Source organism: Pantoea deleyi (genome assembly GCF_022647325.1).
Taxonomy (GTDB): Bacteria; Pseudomonadota; Gammaproteobacteria; order Enterobacterales; family Enterobacteriaceae; genus Pantoea; species Pantoea deleyi.
In genome coordinates this window covers 3,706,900-3,727,098 of record NZ_CP071405.1, presented here as the reverse complement: position 1 = coordinate 3,727,098, position 20,199 = coordinate 3,706,900, and the positions used below count along the sequence as shown (strand labels likewise).

18 protein-coding genes are annotated in these 20,199 nt (G+C 58.9%); 12 read left to right on the top strand and 6 right to left on the bottom strand.

Annotated features, from left to right (window positions below):
- The first annotated feature begins 6 nt into the window (after positions 1–6).
- Entirely contained in the window at positions 7–957 is a 951-nt protein-coding gene (locus tag J1C59_RS17525; protein WP_128086676.1) for an ATP-grasp fold amidoligase family protein, read from the top strand.
- 54 nt (positions 958–1,011) lie between these two features.
- Here the strand turns inward: J1C59_RS17525 and J1C59_RS17520 are convergent, their stop codons facing one another.
- The gene (locus J1C59_RS17520) at positions 1,012–1,293 is read right to left on the bottom strand and encodes a YjcB family protein (protein ID WP_111140215.1); all 282 of its coding nucleotides are present in this window, start codon (positions 1,291–1,293) and stop codon (positions 1,012–1,014) included.
- Between the two features lie 242 nt (positions 1,294–1,535).
- On the bottom strand, positions 1,536–1,961 hold the full coding sequence (soxS, locus tag J1C59_RS17515) for a superoxide response transcriptional regulator SoxS (RefSeq protein WP_199560009.1): 426 nt from the start codon (positions 1,959–1,961) through the stop codon (positions 1,536–1,538).
- A gap of 101 nt (positions 1,962–2,062) precedes the next feature.
- Here soxS and soxR point away from each other — a divergent pair, with 101 nt between their 5' ends.
- From soxR to J1C59_RS17495, 4 genes are all read left to right on the top strand, one after another.
- Complete coding sequence (soxR, locus tag J1C59_RS17510) at positions 2,063–2,548, top strand: redox-sensitive transcriptional activator SoxR (RefSeq protein WP_128086677.1); 486 nt, start codon at positions 2,063–2,065, stop codon at positions 2,546–2,548.
- Between the two features lie 39 nt (positions 2,549–2,587).
- Positions 2,588–3,253, top strand: coding sequence for a glutathione S-transferase family protein (locus tag J1C59_RS17505; protein WP_140916825.1), 666 nt, complete (start codon positions 2,588–2,590; stop codon positions 3,251–3,253).
- A 337-nt stretch (positions 3,254–3,590) separates the two neighbouring features.
- Positions 3,591–4,940 carry an NCS2 family permease gene (locus tag J1C59_RS17500; RefSeq protein ID WP_140916824.1) on the top strand — a complete coding sequence of 450 codons (1,350 nt, stop codon included), beginning with the start codon at positions 3,591–3,593 and terminating at the stop codon, positions 4,938–4,940.
- A 145-nt stretch (positions 4,941–5,085) separates the two neighbouring features.
- Complete coding sequence (locus tag J1C59_RS17495) at positions 5,086–6,735, top strand: Na+/H+ antiporter (protein WP_111140220.1); 1,650 nt, start codon at positions 5,086–5,088, stop codon at positions 6,733–6,735.
- 42 nt (positions 6,736–6,777) lie between these two features.
- Here the strand turns inward: J1C59_RS17495 and J1C59_RS17490 are convergent, their stop codons facing one another.
- Complete coding sequence (locus J1C59_RS17490; protein WP_128086790.1) at positions 6,778–7,680, bottom strand: LysR family transcriptional regulator; 903 nt, start codon at positions 7,678–7,680, stop codon at positions 6,778–6,780.
- Between the two features lie 102 nt (positions 7,681–7,782).
- Here J1C59_RS17490 and J1C59_RS17485 point away from each other — a divergent pair, with 102 nt between their 5' ends.
- The 3 genes from J1C59_RS17485 to J1C59_RS17475 all read left to right on the top strand — a co-directional run bounded on the left by J1C59_RS17485 (position 7,783) and on the right by J1C59_RS17475 (position 9,584).
- On the top strand, positions 7,783–8,208 hold the full coding sequence (locus J1C59_RS17485; protein ID WP_128086789.1) for a CidA/LrgA family protein: 426 nt from the start codon (positions 7,783–7,785) through the stop codon (positions 8,206–8,208).
- On the top strand, positions 8,201–8,896 hold the full coding sequence (locus J1C59_RS17480; RefSeq protein WP_140916823.1) for an LrgB family protein: 696 nt from the start codon (positions 8,201–8,203) through the stop codon (positions 8,894–8,896). Before J1C59_RS17485 ends, J1C59_RS17480 begins: the two co-directional genes overlap by 8 nt.
- A gap of 142 nt (positions 8,897–9,038) precedes the next feature.
- Positions 9,039–9,584 carry a YfaZ family outer membrane protein gene (locus J1C59_RS17475; protein WP_128086452.1) on the top strand — a complete coding sequence of 182 codons (546 nt, stop codon included), beginning with the start codon at positions 9,039–9,041 and terminating at the stop codon, positions 9,582–9,584.
- 67 nt (positions 9,585–9,651) lie between these two features.
- On the opposite strand, the gene J1C59_RS17470 is transcribed toward J1C59_RS17475, so the two are convergent.
- From J1C59_RS17470 to acs, 3 genes are all read right to left on the bottom strand, one after another.
- Entirely contained in the window at positions 9,652–11,307 is a 1,656-nt protein-coding gene (locus J1C59_RS17470) for a cation acetate symporter (protein ID WP_128086451.1), read from the bottom strand.
- Positions 11,304–11,633 (bottom strand): DUF485 domain-containing protein, encoded by a 330-nt coding sequence (locus J1C59_RS17465; protein ID WP_013359807.1) that lies wholly within the window; start codon positions 11,631–11,633, stop codon positions 11,304–11,306. The genes J1C59_RS17470 and J1C59_RS17465 overlap by 4 nt, the downstream gene beginning before the upstream one ends.
- Positions 11,634–11,773: 140 nt before the next feature.
- Positions 11,774–13,729: an acetate--CoA ligase gene (gene acs, locus J1C59_RS17460; protein ID WP_140916822.1), complete on the bottom strand. Its 1,956-nt coding sequence runs from the start codon at positions 13,727–13,729 to the stop codon at positions 11,774–11,776.
- A gap of 584 nt (positions 13,730–14,313) precedes the next feature.
- Between acs and gltP the strand changes: the two genes are divergently transcribed.
- From gltP to J1C59_RS17440, 4 genes are all read left to right on the top strand, one after another.
- Entirely contained in the window at positions 14,314–15,615 is a 1,302-nt protein-coding gene (gltP, locus tag J1C59_RS17455; RefSeq protein ID WP_128086450.1) for a glutamate/aspartate:proton symporter GltP, read from the top strand.
- 440 nt (positions 15,616–16,055) lie between these two features.
- Positions 16,056–16,967 carry an N-acetylmuramic acid 6-phosphate etherase gene (gene murQ / locus J1C59_RS17450; RefSeq protein ID WP_128086449.1) on the top strand — a complete coding sequence of 304 codons (912 nt, stop codon included), beginning with the start codon at positions 16,056–16,058 and terminating at the stop codon, positions 16,965–16,967.
- A complete protein-coding gene (murP, locus tag J1C59_RS17445) occupies positions 16,967–18,421 on the top strand; it encodes a PTS N-acetylmuramic acid transporter subunit IIBC (RefSeq protein ID WP_128086448.1) in 1,455 nt (484 codons plus the stop codon). The genes murQ and murP overlap by 1 nt, the downstream gene beginning before the upstream one ends.
- A gap of 226 nt (positions 18,422–18,647) precedes the next feature.
- On the top strand, positions 18,648–20,192 hold the full coding sequence (locus J1C59_RS17440; protein ID WP_140916821.1) for a methyl-accepting chemotaxis protein: 1,545 nt from the start codon (positions 18,648–18,650) through the stop codon (positions 20,190–20,192).
- The last annotated feature ends 7 nt before the right edge of the window (positions 20,193–20,199 follow it).

The window sequence follows — 20,199 nt, the reverse complement described above, 5'->3', positions numbered from 1 at the left end:
TCAGATATGCTCAAGTTGAAAGAAGAACTCAGAAGAAGTGTGCAGTACTTTATCAAGAAGATGCCCTGGGCGTATCAGGACCGCATCTACTACTTCCACAAGTTCAGAAAGCTGCCCAATCTGCGTCAGCCAAAAGTGTTCAACGAGAAGGTGCTGTACCGTAAGTTTATCTTCGGTGACTACCAGAACTACGGTCGCCTGTCAGATAAATACTCGGTGCGCGAATTCATTGCTGAGAAAATCGGTAATGAATACCTGATCCCGCTGGTTCACGAAACCACGGACCCGACCACGCTCAACAGCTTACCCTGCTGGAAAGGCACGGTGATTAAGCCGAACCACGCCTCCAACATGGTGGAAATTCTGCTGGAAGAGCCGGACGCGCTGCGCAAGCAGCAGATTATTCACGACTGCTACCGCTGGCTGAAGACCGACTTCGCCAACGAAGCGCGTGAGATCCACTATCGCTACATCAAGCCACGCATTCTGGTGGAGAAGTACATCGGTGATGGCAAAAGCGCGCCGATCGATTACAAGTTCCATATGTTCAACAAGCGCGATGGCAAATTCGAATATGTGCTGCAGGTGATCTACAACCGCTGTCAGCCGCTGCTGTCGATGAATTTCTATGTGAACAACCTCAGCGAGGCGTATCACAAGATTCGTGACACCGGTCTGGATGTCTCGCCAATCATGCCGTCGCTGGAGCATGCGCTGGAACTGAGCAAGAAACTGGCCAGTGATTTCGACTATGTGCGTGTGGACTGGTACATCCATGACGAACAGATCTACTTTGGCGAACTGACCTTCACCCCAGGTGCAGGACTGGTGACCGGATTGGATCGCGGTTTAAATCAGATGATGGGAGATATGTGGATTCAGGACCGTCGCGGAACGCAGAGCCCGGGCGTGACAGTGCAGGATGTTAATATCCCTGCCATGTTGAAGAAAATTTAAGCACACACAGCAATATAAAAAACCCCGCTTCGCGGGGTTTTTTATGCGCCGAAATCAGGGCATCGGCCAGTCGGCAGGCGCCTGACTCATCGCCTCGATAAAGGCATGCTTTGAGATGGCCAGGAAGTTATGCACATTATCCATGCTCAGCGTAATGCCCATCAGTCCGGTCACAAACCAGCAGGTCATGCCTAAACCAATTCCGCCACACATAAAGGCCATCACGTGACGGCTATCCTGACGAAGTTTGGTTTTCAGGGTGCTGGCAAAAAACATCATGACTGCGCTCAGCAACTCCCAACGCATAACAAGAAAACTGGCGGTTAACGTAGCCATCGGCCGGACCTCAATATCAGTAAGTATCCCTGACAATCTGCGGACATCACCGGCGGCGGAAAAGCGTGTCAGGAAAGACTTTTGCGCCGTCAAACCAGGTTCAAAGTGTGACTTGGGTCACATTATATCACCCGATTTTAAATTTTGAACAAAATTTGACTCATTGCGCGGGCAGGAAATGAACAGCGGCGGGATAAACGGGAGAAATCAGAGGGATGCGCCCGGGCAGGCGCATCCGGAAATCAGCGGACCGGGCAGCACTCGCCGGTGGTGCGCTGGGTAAAGCTGTTCAGCGTGTCGTTGCAGCCAAAACTCAGCAGGCGAGGGCGCTGAATGGCCTGACGACGCATGGTGTGACGGTAGGCCGTCGGCGTCTGCGAAAACTGACGACGAAACACCCGGGAGAAGGTCTGCTGCGAGTCATAACCATATTGCATCGCGATATCGAAAACCGGGCGCTGCGTCTGCGACAGCGCTTCTGCGGCCAGCGTCAGACGGCGTTCACGAATATAGCCACCCAGCGTCTGTTTCGTTACGGAACGGAACATACGCTGCAGGTGCCATTTCGAATAGCCTGACTTCGCGGCCACTTCGTCAATCGACAGGCTCTTATCAAGGTTCTGGTCAATCCAGTGCGTCAGGGAATGAATGATCTCTTCTTGCATGATGGCCTCATCCTTCTGGTGTGTAATAAAGAGGTAACGGAAGTTTAGTCGTTCAGATGGAGAAGAAGTATAATTCCTCAAGTTAACTTGAGGTAAAGGCTGAGATGAAAAAAGAACGCAACTATCCAAAACCGGTCTTAACGCCGGGTGAAGTGGCGCGCCGCAGCGGCGTTGCGGTCTCTGCGCTGCACTTCTACGAATCGAAAGGATTGATCTTCAGCACCCGTAACAGCGGTAATCAGCGGCGATACAGTCGTGACGTCCTGCGCCGCGTTGCGATTATCAAGATTGCGCAGCGCATCGGTATTCCGCTGGCGACGGTCAGCGAGAGTCTGGACCACATTCCGGCCAACAAGCGCATGTCGACGCCGGAGTGGGATGCGCTGACGCAGCACTGGCGCGAAGAGCTGGACAAGCGGATCGAAACCCTGACCCGCCTGCGCAACGATCTGGATGGCTGCATCGGCTGCGGCTGTCTGTCGATGCGCGACTGCCCGCTGCGCAACCCTGGCGACCGGCTGGGCCAGCAGGGTTCCGGGGCCGTGCTGCTCGATCCCGAACAGGATGACCGACATCCGGAAGGTGAGTGACGTCTATACTGTGGGGAGGTCAACACACAGGGAATCACGATGATCACCGTTCACCATCTTGAGAAGTCGCGCTCACATCGGGTGCTGTGGCTGCTGGAAGAGCTTGAAGTGCCTTATCAGATCAAACGCTATCAGCGCGAGCCGAGCATGCTGGCCCCGGCGGCGCTGAAAAAAATTCATCCGCTGGGGAAATCGCCGGTCATTACCGATGGTAATCAGGTAGTCGCCGAATCCGGTGCCATTCTCGAATACCTTGAAGAGAAATATGACCAGACGTTCCGGCTGAAGGTGAATGATGAGGCGTCGCGGTTGCAGTGCCGCTACTGGCTGCACTATGCCGAAGGCTCCCTGATGCCGCTGCTGGTGATGAAATTAATCTTCGGGCAGATGGGGAAAAAGCCGGTGCCCTGGCTGCTGCGGCCGGTAGGCGCGGCCTTTGGTAAAGGGGTGCAGAAGGCGTTTCTGGATAAACAGCTTAAGCCGCATATGGCGATGATCGAACAGCATCTGGCGAACCATCCCTGGTTTGCCGGCCCGCATCTCACCATTGCGGATATCCAGATGAGCTTCCCGCTGCTGGCGCTGGCCCAGCGCGCCGGACTCGATCAGATGCCCGCCACCCAGACGTGGCTGAACACCGTGCAGCAGCGTGCTGCCTGGCAGCGTGCGATTGCGCAGGGCGGCGAGCTTTCGCTGCCGGGCTGACCGCGCGTCCAGACCGCCGGGCCGGGCTCTGCCCCGGTTGCGGCGGTCCGTCTCTCCCTGAAATCCCGCCTGCAGCGGGGTGTCCGTCCTCCCCTCTGAGCCCGGCCGTGCGGCCGCGATCCTGAAGAATCTCCCTCTGACAGTTGAAAAGGGGCCGCTAAACGCCGGATAATCGCCTGCCTTTTTTATCTGGCCGCGTCTGACGGGCCACTATCTGCGGCAAGGTAAACGTTTGCCTGTCGGGTTACTCCGGGCAGTGACGCCGTCTACCCGCTTATTCCAGGGACAGCGATGGTCGCAGAGCGATCCACACTACAAAAATTTTTGAGGCTCAACTATGTCAACTGAATCACGCCCGGCCAGTGGAAAACTGGACGCCTGGTTCTCGATCTCGGCGCGCGGCAGCAGCGTGCGTCAGGAAATTCTGGCCGGACTCACCACCTTCCTGGCGATGGTCTACTCCGTGATTGTGGTGCCGGGGATGCTGGGAAAAGCCGGTTTTTCTCCCTCCGCCGTGTTCGTCGCCACCTGTCTGGTCGCCAGCTTTGGCTCCATCGTCATGGGACTGTGGGCCAATATGCCGATGGTGGTGGGCTGCGCCATCTCCTTAACCGCCTTTACCGCCTTCAGCCTGGTGCTGGGGCAGCACATCAGCGTGCCGGTCGCGCTGGGCGCCGTCTTCCTGATGGGCCTGCTGTTTACCCTGATCTCGGCGACCGGCATCCGCGCCTGGATCCTGCGCAACCTGCCGATGGGCGTCGCGCACGGCACCGGTATCGGGATCGGCCTGTTTCTGCTGCTGATTGCGGCTGACGGCGTGGGGCTGGTCATGAAAAATCCGGGGCCGGGGCTGCCGGTGACCCTGGGCCACTTCACCACCTTTCCGGTGATGATGACGCTGCTGGGGCTGTCTGCGATTATCGGCCTGGAGAAGCGTCGGGTGCCGGGCGGCATTCTGCTGACGATCGTCGTGATTTCGCTGCTGGGGCTGATTTTTGACCCGGCGGTAAGCTATCAGGGGCTGTTTGCGCTGCCCGCCCTGCGCGACGCCAGTGGTCAGTCGCTGCTGTTCAGCCTGGACATTATGGGCGCGATGCAGCCCGTGGTACTGCCCAGCGTCCTGGCGCTGGTGATGACGGCCGTGTTTGATGCCACCGGCACCATCCGCGCGGTGGCGGGCCAGGCCGGTCTGCTGGATAAGCAGGGGCAGATCATCAACGGTGGCCGGGCGCTGACCACCGATTCCGTCAGCAGCCTGTTTGCCGGTCTGGTGGGCGCGTCTCCGGCGGCGGTCTATATTGAGTCGGCGGCCGGTACGGCAGCGGGGGGCAAAACCGGCCTGACCGCGATTGTGGTCGGCCTGCTGTTCCTTGTGATCCTGTTTATGTCACCGCTGGCGTATCTGGTGCCGGCCTACGCCACCGCGCCCGCCCTGATGTATGTCGGCCTGCTGATGCTCAGCAACGTCTCGAAGATCGACTTCAGTGATTTCGTCGATGCGATGTCGGGCCTGCTCACGGCGGTGATCATCGTCCTGACCTGTAACATCGTCACCGGCATCATGATTGGCTTCGCCAGCCTGGTGGTCGGCCGTCTCGTCGCCGGTGAGTGGCGGAAGCTCAACATCGGCACCGTGGTGATCGCTGTGGCGCTGGTGGCCTTTTACGCCGGAGGCTGGGCGATCTGACTGTACAACCGGACGTGCGGCTGCGCGTCCGGGATTTTTCACTGTTTTCCCGCCCGTCGCACGCGTAGCTGACACCCTTCACCGCACTTTGTTTTACACTTTAGCGCTTAACCAATGATTGAAAGAAACGACGCCTAAGGAAAGCATGGAAATCTTCTTTACTATTCTCATCATGACGCTGGTCGTGTCGCTCTCTGGCGTCGCGGCCCGTATCCTCCCTTTTCAGATCCCGTTGCCGCTGGTCCAGATCGCCGCCGGTGCGCTGCTGGCCTGGCCCACGTTTGGTCTGCATGTGGACTTCGACCCGGAGCTGTTTCTGGTGCTGTTTATCCCGCCGCTGCTGTTCGCGGATGGCTGGAAGACGCCGATCAGCGAGTTCCTGCATCACGGTCGTGAGATCATCGGCTTAGCGCTGGCGCTGGTGCTGATTACCGTGATCGGTATCGGCTATCTGATCTACTGGATGGTGCCTGGCATTCCGCTGATCCCAGCCTTTGCGCTGGCCGCGGTGCTGTCGCCGACCGATGCCGTGGCGCTCTCCGGCATCGTCGGGGAAGGCCGCATTCCCAAGAAGATCATGTCGATTGTTCAGGGTGAAGCCCTGATGAATGATGCGTCGGGCCTGGTCTCCTTGAAGTTTGCCGTCGCCGTCGCGATGGGCACCATGGTGTTTACCTGGAGCGGTGCCAGCATTGAGTTTCTCAAAGTCGCGATAGGCGGGCTGATCGCCGGTGTGGCCGTCTGCTGGCTCTACGGGAAATCGCTGCGTCTGCTCAGCCGCTGGAGCGGCGACGATCCGGCCACGCAGACCGTCCTGCTGCTGCTGCTGCCGTTTGCCTCTTACCTGATTGCCGAACATCTGGGCGTGTCAGGCATTCTGGCGGCCGTGGCGGCCGGGATGACCATCACCCGTTCCGGCATTATCCGTCAGGCACCGCTGGCGATGCGTCTGCGTGCTAACAGCGTCTGGCAGATGCTGGAGTTCGTGTTTAACGGCATGGTCTTCCTGATGCTGGGCCTGCAGCTGCCGGACATCCTGCAGACCTCTGTGGACCAGGCGCAGGCCGATCCCAATGTCGAACTCTGGATGCTGTTTGCCGACATCGGGCTGGTCTATCTGGCGCTGATGGTGGTGCGTTTCGGCTGGCTGTGGATTATGCAGCGCTTCAGCAAACGCCTGCTGAAGAAGAAGCCGCTGGAGTTCTCTAACTACTCGCTGCGTGAACTGCTGATCGCCTCCTTTGCCGGCGTGCGCGGTGCGATTACCCTGGCCGGTGTGCTGTCGATTCCCCTGTTCCTGAGCAACGGTGATCCCTTCCCGGCGCGCTATGAGCTGGTCTTTATCGCCACCGGCGTGATTCTCTTCTCGCTGCTGGTGGGCGTGGTGATCCTGCCGGTGCTGCTGCGCGGCATCGACAGCATCGACAAAGGCGCCCATCGTCGCGAACTGCAGAGCGCCCGCGCAGTGATGGCCGGGGCGGCAATTGAAAGCCTGCACAAGATGGAAGAGCGGCTGGAAAATGAGTCGGAAGAGAATATCGATCCGGAGCTGCTGAAAGAGGTGAGCCTGCGGGTGATTGGCAATCTGCGTCGCCGCGCCGAAGGGAAGAATGACCTGGAACATGCGCTCTACGCCGAAAACCTGGAGCGCCGCTTCCGTCTGACCGGACTGCGCGCCGAGCGTGCCGAGGTCTACCATCTGCGCGCCACTCAGCAGATCTCCAACGAGACCATGCAGAAGTTACTGCATGATCTGGACCTGCTGGAGATCCTGCTGATCGAAAAAGAGGAGTAAGGTCAGGCTGGCACGCCTGCGCTCATGCGGCGTGCCAGCGTTTCATACCGACAGGCGCGGCGGTTCATCCGGCCAGTGTTCGCGGCAGCAGGCTATCCACGCCTGGGCGCTGCGCGACAGATAGCAGCCCTCCCGCCAGATCAGGCCCAGACTCCACTTCAGTTCCGATTCCAGCGGCAGCCACAGCAGAGATTGTTTGTCCAGACGCTGACAGATCGGCTCCGGCAGGATCGCCAGCCCCATCCCGGCCTGCACCATGGCCGCCAGAAAATCCCACTGTCCGCTGCGCACCGCCACCGTAGGCGTCAGGCTGAGCCGCTGAAAGGCCTGCATCAGCTGACGATTCAGCGAGAACTCCTCATTGAAAATCAGCAGGGGATGTTGTGCGAGTTCGGTCAGGCTCATCTGCTGGCGGTCGAGCCACTCCGGATGGCGCGGCAGCAGCACACAGAGCGGATGGTGCATCAGCGGCAGCGTGTTCAGCGGTAGCCCGGCGTCCACCGGCAGGGCGGTCAGGGCGATATCAAGGCTGCCCGCCAGCACCGCCTGCTGAACCGTCAGGCCGCCAAACTCAGAGATCTTCAGCTTCACGCCGGGATAGCGGCGGCGAAAGGCGGAAATCGAACCGGCGATCTGCATACCGACCATCGGCGGAATACCGAGCCGTAATTCGCCGGTTTTGAGCTGGTTAATGTCACCGATCTCCGCCTCCAGCTGATGAAACTCCTGCAGGATCGCCAGACCTCGCTGATAGACCGCCTCGCCGCTGTCGGTAAGGTGCAGACGGCGGCCATCGCGCAGGATCAGCGTGCAGCCCAGCTCCTCCTCCAGCTGACGCAGCATCTTGCTGATGGTCGGCTGGGTCACAAACAGTTTCTGTGCCGCCCGGGTAAAGCTCTGCTGGCGGACGACCTCAGTAAAGTAACGCAGGGCACGAACATCCATAACTATTCCTTTCAGGCATGATTCCGATAATTTTAATTCATTTTTTTCACCTTCTGTGGGCGTTTTATACTGGTGCGGTCAATTTAATCGGGGGAGAGGAAGATGGCGTCACTGCTGGTTTCACGCACTCATCGCGCAGCGCAGTGGTTCAGCCTGCCGCTGCAGCTGGGGTTCTATATCGGCCTCTACATCGCCTGCGACCGGCTGGTGAGCTGGCTGCATCTGCCGCTGCCCGCCAATATCGTCGGGATGCTGCTGATGCTGGCGTTAATCGTGACGCGGATCGTGCCGCTGAACTGGGTCAGGGCGGGATCGCGCTGGCTGCTGGCGGAGATGCTGCTGTTCTTTATTCCGGCGGTGGTGGCCGTGGTCAACTATGGCGATCTGCTGCGGATGGATGGCTGGCGCATCTGTGTGGTGATTGGCGTCAGTACGCTGCTGGTGCTGGCCTCGACGGCCTGGGTGGTGGACAGGGTTTATCAGTATGAAGTCGCGCGTGCCGCGCGTAAGCAGGCACCCGATGCGTGATCTTCTGCTCAGCCTGCTGTGTGTGGCGGTCACGCTGCTGGTTTATGCGCTGAATAAACGGCTCTATCGCCGCTGGCGGACGCTGCTGCTGATGCCGCTGGTGATGACGCCCCTGGTGCTGGTGGCGCTGCTGCTGCTGACGCACATCAGCTGGCAGGATTACATCGCAGAAAACCACTGGCTGCTCTGGCTGCTCGGCCCGGCCACGCTGGCCTTTGCGGTGCCGGTCTATGAGAACGTGGCGATCATCCGACGCCACTGGCTGTCGCTGAGCGCGGGGGTAATCACCGCCACGCTGGTCGCCGTCTGCAGTTCCGTCTGGCTGGCGCGGCTGCTCACCCTGCCGGAGGCGATCCAGCGCAGTCTGGCCGTGCGCTCGATCACCACCCCCTTTGCGCTGGCGGCGGCAGGCCCGATTGGCGGTCAGCCCGATCTGGTGGCGCTGTTCGTGGTGATCACCGGCGTGTTTGGCATGGCGGTGGGCGATGTGCTGTTTCTGCGGATCGCGATTAAGCAGGGCGTGGCGAAAGGAGCCGGATTCGGCGCGGCCTCGCACGGGGCCGGAACCGCACGCGCCTATCAGCTGGGGCAGCAGGAGGGCGTCGTCGCCAGCCTGGTGATGATGCTGTCGGGCGTGGTCACCGTGGTGATGGCGCCCCTGATTGGCCACCTGATGTGGACAATATAGTCTACACTCCGTTGCGCGGGTGATAACAGGCAGGCAGAAAGGGACACGGTTTTTTACGTAAAGTTTTTGGTATTTTGTTGTCACCCCGTTTCAGGCTGTTAACCTTGCGGCCGAATTAATTGTCCTTTCACGGAGTGGAATCATGTTTAAGCAACTTGTTGCCGGGAGCGCCCTCGGGCTGGTTTTACTGAGCGGTGCGGCTCAGGCGATTGAAGGTAGTGTGGACGTCAGCGAACACAACACCAATCTGAATCTGGGTCTGGGCACCACGACCCCTGGCCTGTTTCTGAAGGGGAACTGGCTGCGCAGCGACCATGACGGCAGCACCTACGGTGCCGGTCTGGGCTACAACGTTGACTTCGGACCTCTGCGTCTGGCGCCGACCGCAAAAGCGATCTTCACCCATCCTGAAGATGGAAAAGATGGATTTGCGGTGGCGCTGGGTGGCGCTGCGAACTACAGCTTCAACAGCATGTGGGGCGTGTATGGCGAATATTATTACGCGCCGGAGTCGCTTACCGATCACCTCGACAGCTATCAGGAAGCCGCTGGCGGCCTGAGCTTCACGCCGGTTTCCCTGCTGAACCTGCGCGTGGGTTATCAGTACATCGAACTGAATAACAAAGGCGGACGCAAAGATAACGTACTGGTCGATGGCCCGTACGTGGGTGCCTCACTGCGTTTCTGATCCCGTGGCATGATGAAAAGAAAAGGGCGGCTGTTATCAGCCGCCCTTTTTTTGTCACACCATAAAATCAGTGGGCTTTGCCCTGCTGAATACCGGTGCCGGTCTGTGAACGAATAAACTGCGCCCGGAAGCGGGAACGCTCCTCTGCGCCCTGCGGCGTATGGTCGGTAATGGAGAAGATCCAGATACCGATAAACGCCACGGCCATGGAGAACAGCGCCGGATACTCATACGGGAAAATCGGCGCTGGGTTACCCAGTACCTGCACCCACACGGTCGGGCCGAGGATCATCAGGACCACGGCCGTCAGCAGGCCCAGCCAGCCGCCCACCATCGCACCGCGCGTCGTGAGTTTCGACCAGTACATCGACAGCAGGATGATCGGGAAGTTACAGCTGGCCGCAATCGAGAAGGCCAGCCCGACCATAAAGGCGATGTTCTGCTTCTCGAACAGGATGCCCAGCGCAATCGCCACCACACCCAGCGCCAGCACGGTGATTTTGGAGACCCGCAGCTCATCTTTCTCGCTGGCCTGGCCTTTACGGTAGACGCTGGCGTAGAGATCGTGTGACACCGCCGAGGCGCCCGCCAGGGTCAGGCCCGCCACTACCGCCAGGATCGTGGCGAAGGCAACCGCAGAGATAAAGCCCAGGAAGGTGCTGCCCCCTACGGCGTTCGCCAGGTGGACCGCCGCCATGTTGGTGCCGCCAATCAGCGCGCCGCTGGCATCTTTAAAGATCGGATTCGCGCCGACCAGCAGAATGGCGCCAAAGCCGATGATAAAGGTGAGGAAGTAGAAATACCCCATAAAGCCGGTGGCCCAGAAGACGCTTTTACGCGCCTCTTTGGCATCCGCCACGGTAAAGAAACGCATCAGGATATGCGGTAATCCGGCCGTACCGAACATCAGCCCCAGCCCCAGCGACAGCGCCGAAATGGGATCTTTCACCAGTCCGCCCGGCTGCATAATGGCGTTGCCTTTGGGATGAACCGCCATCGCCTCGGTGAACAGCGTATTGAAGCTGAAACCGGTCGCCTTCATCACCATCACCGCCATAAAGGTGGCACCAAACAGCAGCAGCACCGCCTTGATGATCTGTACCCAGGTGGTAGCGAGCATGCCGCCAAACAGCACATACATCACCATCAGAATGCCCACCAGCACCACCGCCACATGGTAGTTAAGACCAAACAGCAGCTGGATGAGCTTACCGGCGCCGACCATCTGCGCAATCAGGTAGAGCGCCACCACCACCAGCGAGCCGCAGGCCGACAGGATACGGATCGGCATCTGCTTCAGACGGTAGGAGGCGACGTCGGCAAAGGTATAGCGACCCAGGTTGCGCAGCCGCTCGGCGATTAAAAACAGAATCATCGGCCAGCCGACCAGGAAGCCGAGCGAGTAGATGAGGCCGTCATAGCCGGAGGTGTAGACCAGCGCCGAGATGCCCAGGAACGAGGCGGCGGACATAAAGTCACCCGCCATCGCCAGGCCATTCTGAAAGCCGGTGATATTGCCGCCGGCGGTGTAGTAGTCGTTACGCGATCGGGTACGCCGGGAGGCCCAGTAGGTAATGCCCAGCGTGGCACCGACGAAAATCATAAACATGATGATCGCCTGGTAGTTAGTCGCCTGGCGCTGCACCGCGCCGGTAATCGCATCGGCCGCCAGGGCGGAGAAGGGCAGCAGCATGGCCAGCAGCCACAAGGTGAGACGGGTCATGATTTCACCTCGCTGAGGATCGCTTTGGTTAAACGGTCAAACTCACCATTGGCACGCCAGACATAGACGCCGGTCAGGACAAACGACATCACGATCAGCCCGACGCCAATCGGGATGCCGCGCGTGACGTTCGTCCCGGCATGCAGCGGCGTGCCAAGCCAGCCGGGTGCAAAGGCAATCAGCAGGATAAAGCCGACGTAGAGCACCAGCATAATCAGCGACAGCAGCGTGGCGAACGCCTGACGTTTACGGACTAACTCATGAAAACGGGGATTGCGTTCAATCTGTTGATTGATGGCATCCTGATTCGAAAGGGCGTCATTCATCACATTTTCTCCAGAGGGCTTGCAGGCGAGAACCTCGCGTCAGGGCGCGGATTCAGCTGGTTATAGTAGTTGTGACTCGCGAAACAGACTGCGTGGGGCGGGGGTGGCGGGAAGCGATCTTCCCGCCGGATTGCGTACGCTTAAGGCATTTTGATCGACTGCTTCTCCTCAAGCAGTTTCTCTACCACGCCAGGATCGGCGAGGGTCGAGGTATCACCCAGATTACTGGTGTCGCCGGTGGCGATCTTGCGCAGAATGCGGCGCATGATTTTGCCTGAGCGGGTTTTCGGCAGAGAGTCGGTCCAGTGCAGCACGTCCGGTGTGGCGATGGGGCCGATCTCTTTGCGGACCCACTGCCGCACGTCGCTGTAGAGCTCCGGCGACGGCTCTTCACCGTGGTTCAGGGTGATGTAGGCATAAATCGCCTGGCCTTTGATGCTGTGCGGGATCCCGACCACTGCCGCTTCGGCAATTTTCGGGTGCGAAACCAGCGCCGACTCGATCTCGGCGGTGCCCAGCCGGTGACCCGAGACGTTGAGCACGTCATCGACGCGGCCGGTGATCCAGTAGTAGCCATCTTCATCGCGACGGGCGCCGTCACCACTGAAGTAGACATTTTTAAAGGTGGAGAAGTAGGTCTGCTCGAAGCGGTCGTGATCGCCATACAGCGTACGCGCCTGGCCGGGCCAGGAGTCCGTGATCACCAGGTTGCCTTCACAGGCGCCTTCCTGCGGCTGACCTTCGTTGTCCACCAGCGCCGGTTGCACGCCAAAGAACGGACGGGTAGCGGAACCGGCTTTCAGCTCGGTCGCCCCCGGCAGCGGCGTGATCATGAAGCCGCCGGTTTCGGTCTGCCACCACGTATCCACGATCGGACAGCGGCTGTTACCGATTTTTTTGTAGTACCACTCCCAGGCTTCCGGGTTAATCGGCTCGCCGACCGACCCCATAATGCGCAGGCTGCTGCGGTCCGTGCCTTCAATCGCCTTGTCGCCCTCCGCCATCAGCGCACGGATTGCCGTCGGCGCGGTGTAGAGCAGGGTGACTTTATGCTTGTCGACCACTTCCGCCATGCGGGTCGGCGCTGGCCAGTTCGGCACCCCTTCAAACATCAGCGTGGTCGCCCCGCAGGCCAGCGGGCCATAGACCAGGTAGCTGTGGCCCGTGACCCAGCCGACATCGGCGGTACACCAGTAGATATCATCCTGATGGTAGTCAAAGACGAACTTGAACGTGGTCGCGGCGTAAACCAGATAGCCGCCCGTGGTGTGCAGCACCCCTTTAGGCTTGCCGGTAGAACCGGACGTATAAAGGATAAACAGCGGATCTTCCGCGCCCACTTCGGCTGCCGAATGATTGGTGCTGGCGTTCTGCATCAGGTCGTGCCACCAGCGATCGCGGCCTTCCACCCAGCCGATATCTTTACCGGTGCGGCGGAATACCACGACGTTTTTCACGCTGGTAACGTGAGGATTCTTTAAAGCGTCATCGACATTTTTCTTCAGCGGAATGCTGCGTCCGGCGCGGATCCCTTCGTCGGCGGTGATGACCAGCGACGCGCTGGAGTCGACGATACGCCCGGCGACCGCCTCCGGTGAAAAGCCGCCGAAGATGACCGAATGAACGGCACCGATACGCGCACAGGCCAGCATGGCGACGGCCGCTTCGGGCACCATCGGCATATAGATCGCCACCACATCGCCTTTTTTCACCTCCAGCAACTCCAGCACGTTGGCGAAGCGACAGACTTCGGCGTGTAACTGGCGGAAGGTCAGGGTCTTGCTTTCGCTGGCGTCGTCCCCCTCCCAGATAATGGCCGGGTGATCGCCGCGTGTCGCAAGATGACGGTCAAGGCAGTTTGCCGCCAGGTTGAGCGTGCCATCTTCGTACCAGCGAATATCAATGTTACCTGGCGCAAACGAGCAATTTTTCACTTTGCTGTAAGGCTTAATCCAGTCGAGGATTTTGCCCTGTTCACCCCAGAAACTGTCTGGATCATCGACAGATTGCTGATACATCGCCTGATACTGCTCTGCGGTAATCAGGGTGTTTGCTGCAATATTCTCTGGAACGGGATGTTTGTGTATTTGGCTCATGGCGGATCTCCTTGAAGATGTTAATGATATGTCAATCAATGGTTAATTAAAGCCCGCCCATAAGCTTTGTTTCTTTTTTGCGCCACAGATCACGGGATAAACCGTTCGCCGGGAAGTGTGAAGCGGTGCTGATATTTCCGGTAACTCGCTGGTGATGATGAGGAATTAAGAAAGGGTGTCAGACGGGAATGAACTGGATAAAAAGCAAGCAAACGCGCCGGCCGCGTTTTTAACCAACCCTGCATAGCTATGCGGAAATTCATCTAAGTATTACTTTTCATAACAGCAGGTTAGGGATTTTTACTTCTGGCAGCACTTTATGCTACTTAGGTGGCTAACTTTTAATCGGATCCGCCAGGGGTTGCATTTACCACAGTGAAAATGGTACTTATCTCGCCCCTGTTCTGCAGGTATCAACTCAGACAGCGTCTGAATATGGGTATGAGAATCATCAGATTTTCATACGGGGCGCTGTTTCAAGACACCCTCTAATTTACCGGGCTTTTTGCTCACTCCCTGTGTGTATTGTCTTCTGCACCTTCGCAGTAGAGAAAAACGGGTTTTGACTGAGGAAATTACGCGTTATGAAAGGTTTTAAAATCAGCCTGGCCTGGCAGATTCTGACAGCCCTGGTGCTTGGTATCATCGTGGGTGCTGTGTTGCATAATCAGCCAGACAATCGTGAATGGTTAGTCACCAACATTCTCAGTCCTGCGGGCGATATCTTTATTCATCTTATCAAGATGATTGTGGTACCGATTGTGATTTCATCCCTGATTGTCGGCATCGCTGGCGTCGGTGATGCAAAGAAGCTGGGACGCATCGGCGTCAAAACGATTCTCTACTTTGAAGTGATCACCACCATTGCCATTGTGGTCGGTATTACGCTGGCCAACGTATTTCAACCCGGCACCGGCATCGATATGTCAACGCTGGCAACGGTGGACATCTCTAAATATGAAGCGACAACGGCAGAAGTCCAGGGTGGCCCGCACAGCCTGGTGACCACGATTCTGTCGCTGATCCCGCAGAACATCTTCGCTTCCATGGCGAAGGGCGACATGCTGCCGATTATCTTTTTCTCGGTGCTGTTTGGCTTAGGCCTGTCGTCACTGCCGTCAGCGCAGCGCGATCCGCTGGTGAACCTGTTCCGTGGCGTTTCTGAAGCGATGTTTAAAGTGACCCACATGATCATGCGTTATGCGCCGGTAGGGGTATTTGCGCTGATTGCGGTGACCATTGCGAACTTCGGCTTCGCCTCACTGTGGCCACTGGCGAAGCTGGTGCTGCTGGTTTACGCGGCGATCCTCTTCTTCGCCTTTGTGGTGCTGGGTGGGGTGGCGCGCTTCTGTAAGCTGCGGATCACCACGCTGATGCGTATCCTGAAAGATGAGCTGATCCTCTCTTACTCGACCTCCAGCTCAGAAACCGTGTTACCGCGTATCATGGAGAAGATGGAAGCCTACGGCGCGCCGAAAGCGATTACCAGCTTCGTGGTGCCGACCGGTTACTCGTTCAACCTGGATGGATCGACGCTCTATCAGAGTATCGCGGCAATCTTTATTGCCCAGCTCTATGGCATCGACCTGTCGCTGACCGACGAGATCGTGCTGGTACTGACGCTGATGGTGACCTCAAAAGGGATCGCTGGCGTGCCGGGTGTCTCGTTCGTGGTGCTGCTGGCGACGCTGGGCAGCGTCGGCATTCCGCTGGAAGGCCTGGCGTTTATCGCCGGTGTTGACCGTATCATGGATATGGCGCGTACCGCGCTGAACGTGGTCGGTAACGCGCTGGCGGTGCTGGTGATTGCCCGCTGGGAAAACCAGTTCGACGCCGAACAGGCAAAACAGTATGAACTGCAGTTGCGGACACAGACCGCAGGCTGATCGCGGTTCCGATGCAGAAAAGGGCTCAACGAAAGTTGGGCCCTTTTTGTTTGCCGGGCATTTGTGGGCGTCTGATCGAAAGGCGCCTGGGTAATCCCTGCCAGAGACCCTGTCAGCCGCCACAGAGCAACCTGCAGCCAAACGGGTCACCTGAAAAGGAAAGCGTCCCACGCAGGCCGGGCAGCATGGATGACGTATGCAGCCTGACGATCGGGTGAACCGTTTCGGACCGGTTCCGATTGCCCGGCCACGCCGCCGCCTGGCAAATCACAGCCTCCGTTTACGCATGTCAGGCAGCCTGCGTAAACGCACCGCGGGTCAGCCCGACCGCTGTAACATGACTTACCCCGCATCCATTGAAAAAAGATCTCACTCAATGAATTAATCATTCGCTATGATAGCGCTAAGTTTGAATAATTTATTCCTTTATGGAGCCCGCCATGAAACTCGACCTGAGCCAGATGATCACCGAAGGCCGCAACCCGGCCAGCCAGAACATTGACGAACTCTCTACGGAGGCGATGCTGCGCGTCATTAATGACGAAGACAAAAAGGTGGCGCTGGCGGTTGAGGCGATTGTGCCGCAGATTGCGGAAGCCGTTGACGCCATCTGCGCGGCGTTTCAGGCCGGGGGACGACTGATCTACGCCGGTGCGGGCACCTCCGGACGACTGGGCATACTGGATGCCAGCGAATGCCCGCCCACCTTTGGCACCCCGCGCGATCAGGTGATCGGCCTGATTGCGGGCGGCCACACCGCCATCCTGCAGGCGGTCGAAAATGCCGAGGATAACCGGGAGCAGGGCGCGCAGGATCTGAAAGCGATTCACTTCAGCCGCCACGATGTGCTGGTGGGGATCGCCGCCAGCGGCCGTACCCCTTACGTGCTGGGGGCGCTGGCATACGCGAACGCGCTTGGCGCAACCACCGTGGCGCTCACCTGCAATCCGGGCAGCGCAATGTCACAGGTTGCCGCCATTGCGCTCACGCCGGTCGTCGGCCCGGAAGTGGTCACCGGCTCCTCACGCATGAAAGCGGGCACGGCGCAGAAACTGGTGCTCAACATGCTCACCACCGGATCGATGATCCGCAGCGGCAAAGTGTATGGCAACCTGATGGTGGATGTGGAGGCGACCAACCAGAAGCTGGTGCAGCGCCAGGTCAACATCGTCATGCAGGCGACGGCGTGCGATGACGCCACCGCCCGCGCCGCGCTCTCCGCCTGCGGCGGTCACTGCAAAACCGCCATCCTGATGGTGCTGGCCGATCTGGATGCCGATACCGCGAAAACGCTGCTGAGCCAGCATCAGGGCTTTATCCGTCAGGCGCTGCAGGCAGCGGGAGCACGCTGATGGCCAGAATCACCGAAGCACTGTTGCGTGAGATCCTGCAGGCGGTCGGTGGCGCGCAGAATATCGCGGCCTGTGGTCACTGTATGACGCGGCTCCGGCTTACGCTTAATCAGCCGGAGCAGGCGGATGTGAAGCGGTTAAAAAGCCTGTCCGGCGTGCTGGGCGTTATCGACAGCGACGCCCAGTTACAGATCGTTGTCGGCCCCGGTAAAGCGCAGACCGCCGCTGAGGGAATGCAGGAGCTGCTGGCGCAGGATGACACCGCCCGGCCACCGCAGGATGACGCGGTGGCACTCAGCCAGCTGGCGGCGCAGAAAAAGCAGCAGCTCAGGGCGAAACAGACCAGCGGCGTGCATCAGTTTCTGTCACGCTTCGCGACCATCTTCACGCCGCTGATCCCCGGCTTCATCGGTGCCGGGCTGCTGCTGGGCTTTGCAACATTGATAGAACAGAGTCTCCATCTCAATGCACCCGGCGATCATGCGCCCTGGCTGCTGCACACCGTGGCCTACATGAAGGTCTTTGGCAAAGGGCTGTTCACCTTTCTCAGCATCCTGATTGGCTACAACGCACAGAAGGCGTTTGGCGGCAGCGGCGTGAACGGCGCGATTATCGCCTCGCTGTTTGTGCTCGGCTATGTGCCGACCGCCACGACCGGCTACTACAGCGGCATGGAGAGCTTTTTCGGCCTGACGATCGACCCGCGCGGTAACATTATCGGCGTGCTGATGGCGGCGATGATCGGCGCATGGATTGAGAAACAGCTGCGCAGAATCATTCCCGACAATCTCGATATGATCCTCACTTCGCTGTTTACCCTGCTGATCACGGGCGCTATCACCTATCTGCTGATCATGCCGCTGGGTGGCGAACTGTTTAAAGGGATGTCGTGGCTGTTTATCCATCTCAACAACAACCCCTTTGGCTGTGCGGTGCTGGCGGGTCTGTTCCTGATCGCGGTGATGTTCGGCATCCATCAGGGCTTTATCCCGGTCTACTTTGCGCTGATGGAGACGCAGGGCTTCAACTCACTGTTCCCGATTCTGGCGATGGCTGGTGCAGGGCAGGTCGGCGCCTCGCTGGCCCTGTGGTGTAAAGCCGAAAAGGACGCGCTGCTGCGGGCGCAGATCAAAGGGGCGATTGTGCCGGGTCTGCTGGGCGTCGGTGAACCGCTGATTTACGGGGTGACGCTGCCGCGCCTCAAGCCCTTTATCACCGCCTGTGGCGGCGGGGCGCTGGGCGGCTTCTTCATCGGCCTGGTGGCGTGGCTGGGGCTGCCGGTCGGGATGAACACCGTCTTCGGGCCGTCCGGGCTGGTCACGCTGCCGCTGATGACCTCCAGCCAGGGGATCTTTGCCGGTATGGCCGTTTATCTGGCGGGGCTGATTGTGGCCTGGACCGGCGGCTTCCTGCTGACCTGGTGGTTTGGCTGCCGGGGTGTCGATCTGAGCTGACGGATGGGCCGAACCCTCCAGCCGGGCTAACAGATAAAATATCGGTAAAAGTGTGAAAGCCGCTGCAAAGTGGCTTTTTTCGCGGCGGAAATTTAACAAAAACACTAAAGAGAGTCCCAAATGATGCCGAAAACATAAAAAATGGTAATCGTTATCTCTCAGCCCGCCGTTTACACGCAGGCTCTCCGGCTGTCGCGTGCAAACGCCGGGTTTTTAAGGACCCGTAATGCGTAACAATCAACCTGTCTCTCAGCATGAATATCTGTTTGACGATCATGCGACCCTGATGTCGACCACCGATCTCAATAGCTATATCACCTACGCAAATGATGCCTTTATCGACGTGAGTGGATTCACTGCCGACGAGATCAATGGACAGCCGCATAACCTCGTCCGTCATCCCGATATGCCGCCAGAAGCCTTTGCCGACATGTGGGCGACGTTAAAACAGGGCGAACCCTGGACCGCGCTGGTCAAAAACCGCCGTAAAAATGGCGATCACTACTGGGTAAGAGCGAACGCCATTCCGGTCGTGCGTGACGGCAAAGTGCAGGGCTACATGTCAGTGCGGACCAAACCGACGGCAGAAGAGGTGCGGCAGAGCGAAGCGCGCTATCAGGATTTTCGCGAGGGACGTGCCAGAGGACGACGCTTTTACAAAGGCCTGCTGATCCACAGCGGCTGGCGTCGTCCGTTTTCTCTTCTGAAGACGCTGCCCCTGCGCTGGCGGATCCGCAGCACCCTGCTGCTGCTGCTGCCGCTCTCCCTCGCCGGCGTCTGGGCGCTGGGCATGACGCCGGCGGCGCTGGCGGGCTTCAGCGCGGGCATGGCAGGTCTGCTTCTGCTCGCCACTCTGTGGCTGGAGCAGCAGGTGTCGCGTCCTGTCGAACGGATGTGTCAGCAGGCGCTGAGCGTCGCGACCGGAGCGAATCACAAAGTAGACCCGATGGATCGGGTGGATGAGATCGGCGTGACCCTGCGCGCTATCGGCCAGCTCGGTCTGATGTTTCGCTGGCTGGTGGATGATGTCAGCGGTCAGGCGATCAATGTCTTAAGCGCCAGCGACGCCATCGCCCGCAGTAACAGTGAGCTGAGCCGCCGGACCGAGCAGGCCGCCGCCAACGTGCAGCAGACGGCCGCCACCATGAACGAAATGACCGCCACGGTGAAGAGCAACACCGAAACGGCCAGCGAAGTGAATATGCTGTCGGCCGACACCAGCAACGCCGCCATCAAAGGCGGTAACGTGATGAACGAGATGATGGGCATCATGGGCGAAATTGCCGACAGTTCAAAGCGGATCGCTAATATTACCAGCGTGATCGACGGCATTGCTTTCCAGACCAATATTCTGGCGCTCAACGCCGCTGTCGAAGCGGCGCGGGCAGGCGAGCAGGGCAAAGGTTTTGCGGTGGTGGCAGGGGAAGTACGCAGCCTCGCGCAGCGCAGCGCCAAAGCCGCCAGCGAAATCAAAACGCTGGTGGAAACCAGCGCCAGCCGCGTTCAGTCGGGCAATAGTCACGCCAGCGCGGCGGGCATGACCATGCAGGATATCGTCTCACAGGTGCAGAACGTGACCGCGCTGATTGCCCAGATCAGCGCCGCGACCGCGGAACAGGCGACGGCGCTCAGCGAGGTCAGCACTGCGGTGGAAGATCTTGATGACATCACTCATCAGAATGCCGCCCGCGTGACCGAAAGCGCCGAGGCGTCCGATCGTATGACCCATCAGGCTAACCGTCTGGTGGAGGCGATCAGCGTCTTCCGTTAAGCGAAAA

Coding starts and splice junctions, on each gene's coding strand:
- J1C59_RS17525 (WP_128086676.1), top strand. CDS start 7: ATGCTCAAGTTGAAAGAAGAACTCAGAAGAAGTGTGCAGTACTTTATC.
- J1C59_RS17520 (WP_111140215.1), bottom strand. CDS start 1,293: ATGGCTACGTTAACCGCCAGTTTTCTTGTTATGCGTTGGGAGTTGCTG.
- soxR (WP_128086677.1), top strand. CDS start 2,063: ATGAAAAAAGAACGCAACTATCCAAAACCGGTCTTAACGCCGGGTGAA.
- J1C59_RS17505 (WP_140916825.1), top strand. CDS start 2,588: ATGATCACCGTTCACCATCTTGAGAAGTCGCGCTCACATCGGGTGCTG.
- J1C59_RS17500 (WP_140916824.1), top strand. CDS start 3,591: ATGTCAACTGAATCACGCCCGGCCAGTGGAAAACTGGACGCCTGGTTC.
- J1C59_RS17495 (WP_111140220.1), top strand. CDS start 5,086: ATGGAAATCTTCTTTACTATTCTCATCATGACGCTGGTCGTGTCGCTC.
- J1C59_RS17490 (WP_128086790.1), bottom strand. CDS start 7,680: ATGGATGTTCGTGCCCTGCGTTACTTTACTGAGGTCGTCCGCCAGCAG.
- J1C59_RS17485 (WP_128086789.1), top strand. CDS start 7,783: ATGGCGTCACTGCTGGTTTCACGCACTCATCGCGCAGCGCAGTGGTTC.
- J1C59_RS17480 (WP_140916823.1), top strand. CDS start 8,201: ATGCGTGATCTTCTGCTCAGCCTGCTGTGTGTGGCGGTCACGCTGCTG.
- J1C59_RS17475 (WP_128086452.1), top strand. CDS start 9,039: ATGTTTAAGCAACTTGTTGCCGGGAGCGCCCTCGGGCTGGTTTTACTG.
- J1C59_RS17470 (WP_128086451.1), bottom strand. CDS start 11,307: ATGACCCGTCTCACCTTGTGGCTGCTGGCCATGCTGCTGCCCTTCTCC.
- J1C59_RS17465 (WP_013359807.1), bottom strand. CDS start 11,633: ATGAATGACGCCCTTTCGAATCAGGATGCCATCAATCAACAGATTGAA.
- acs (WP_140916822.1), bottom strand. CDS start 13,729: ATGAGCCAAATACACAAACATCCCGTTCCAGAGAATATTGCAGCAAAC.
- gltP (WP_128086450.1), top strand. CDS start 14,314: ATGAAAGGTTTTAAAATCAGCCTGGCCTGGCAGATTCTGACAGCCCTG.
- murQ (WP_128086449.1), top strand. CDS start 16,056: ATGAAACTCGACCTGAGCCAGATGATCACCGAAGGCCGCAACCCGGCC.
- murP (WP_128086448.1), top strand. CDS start 16,967: ATGGCCAGAATCACCGAAGCACTGTTGCGTGAGATCCTGCAGGCGGTC.
- J1C59_RS17440 (WP_140916821.1), top strand. CDS start 18,648: ATGCGTAACAATCAACCTGTCTCTCAGCATGAATATCTGTTTGACGAT.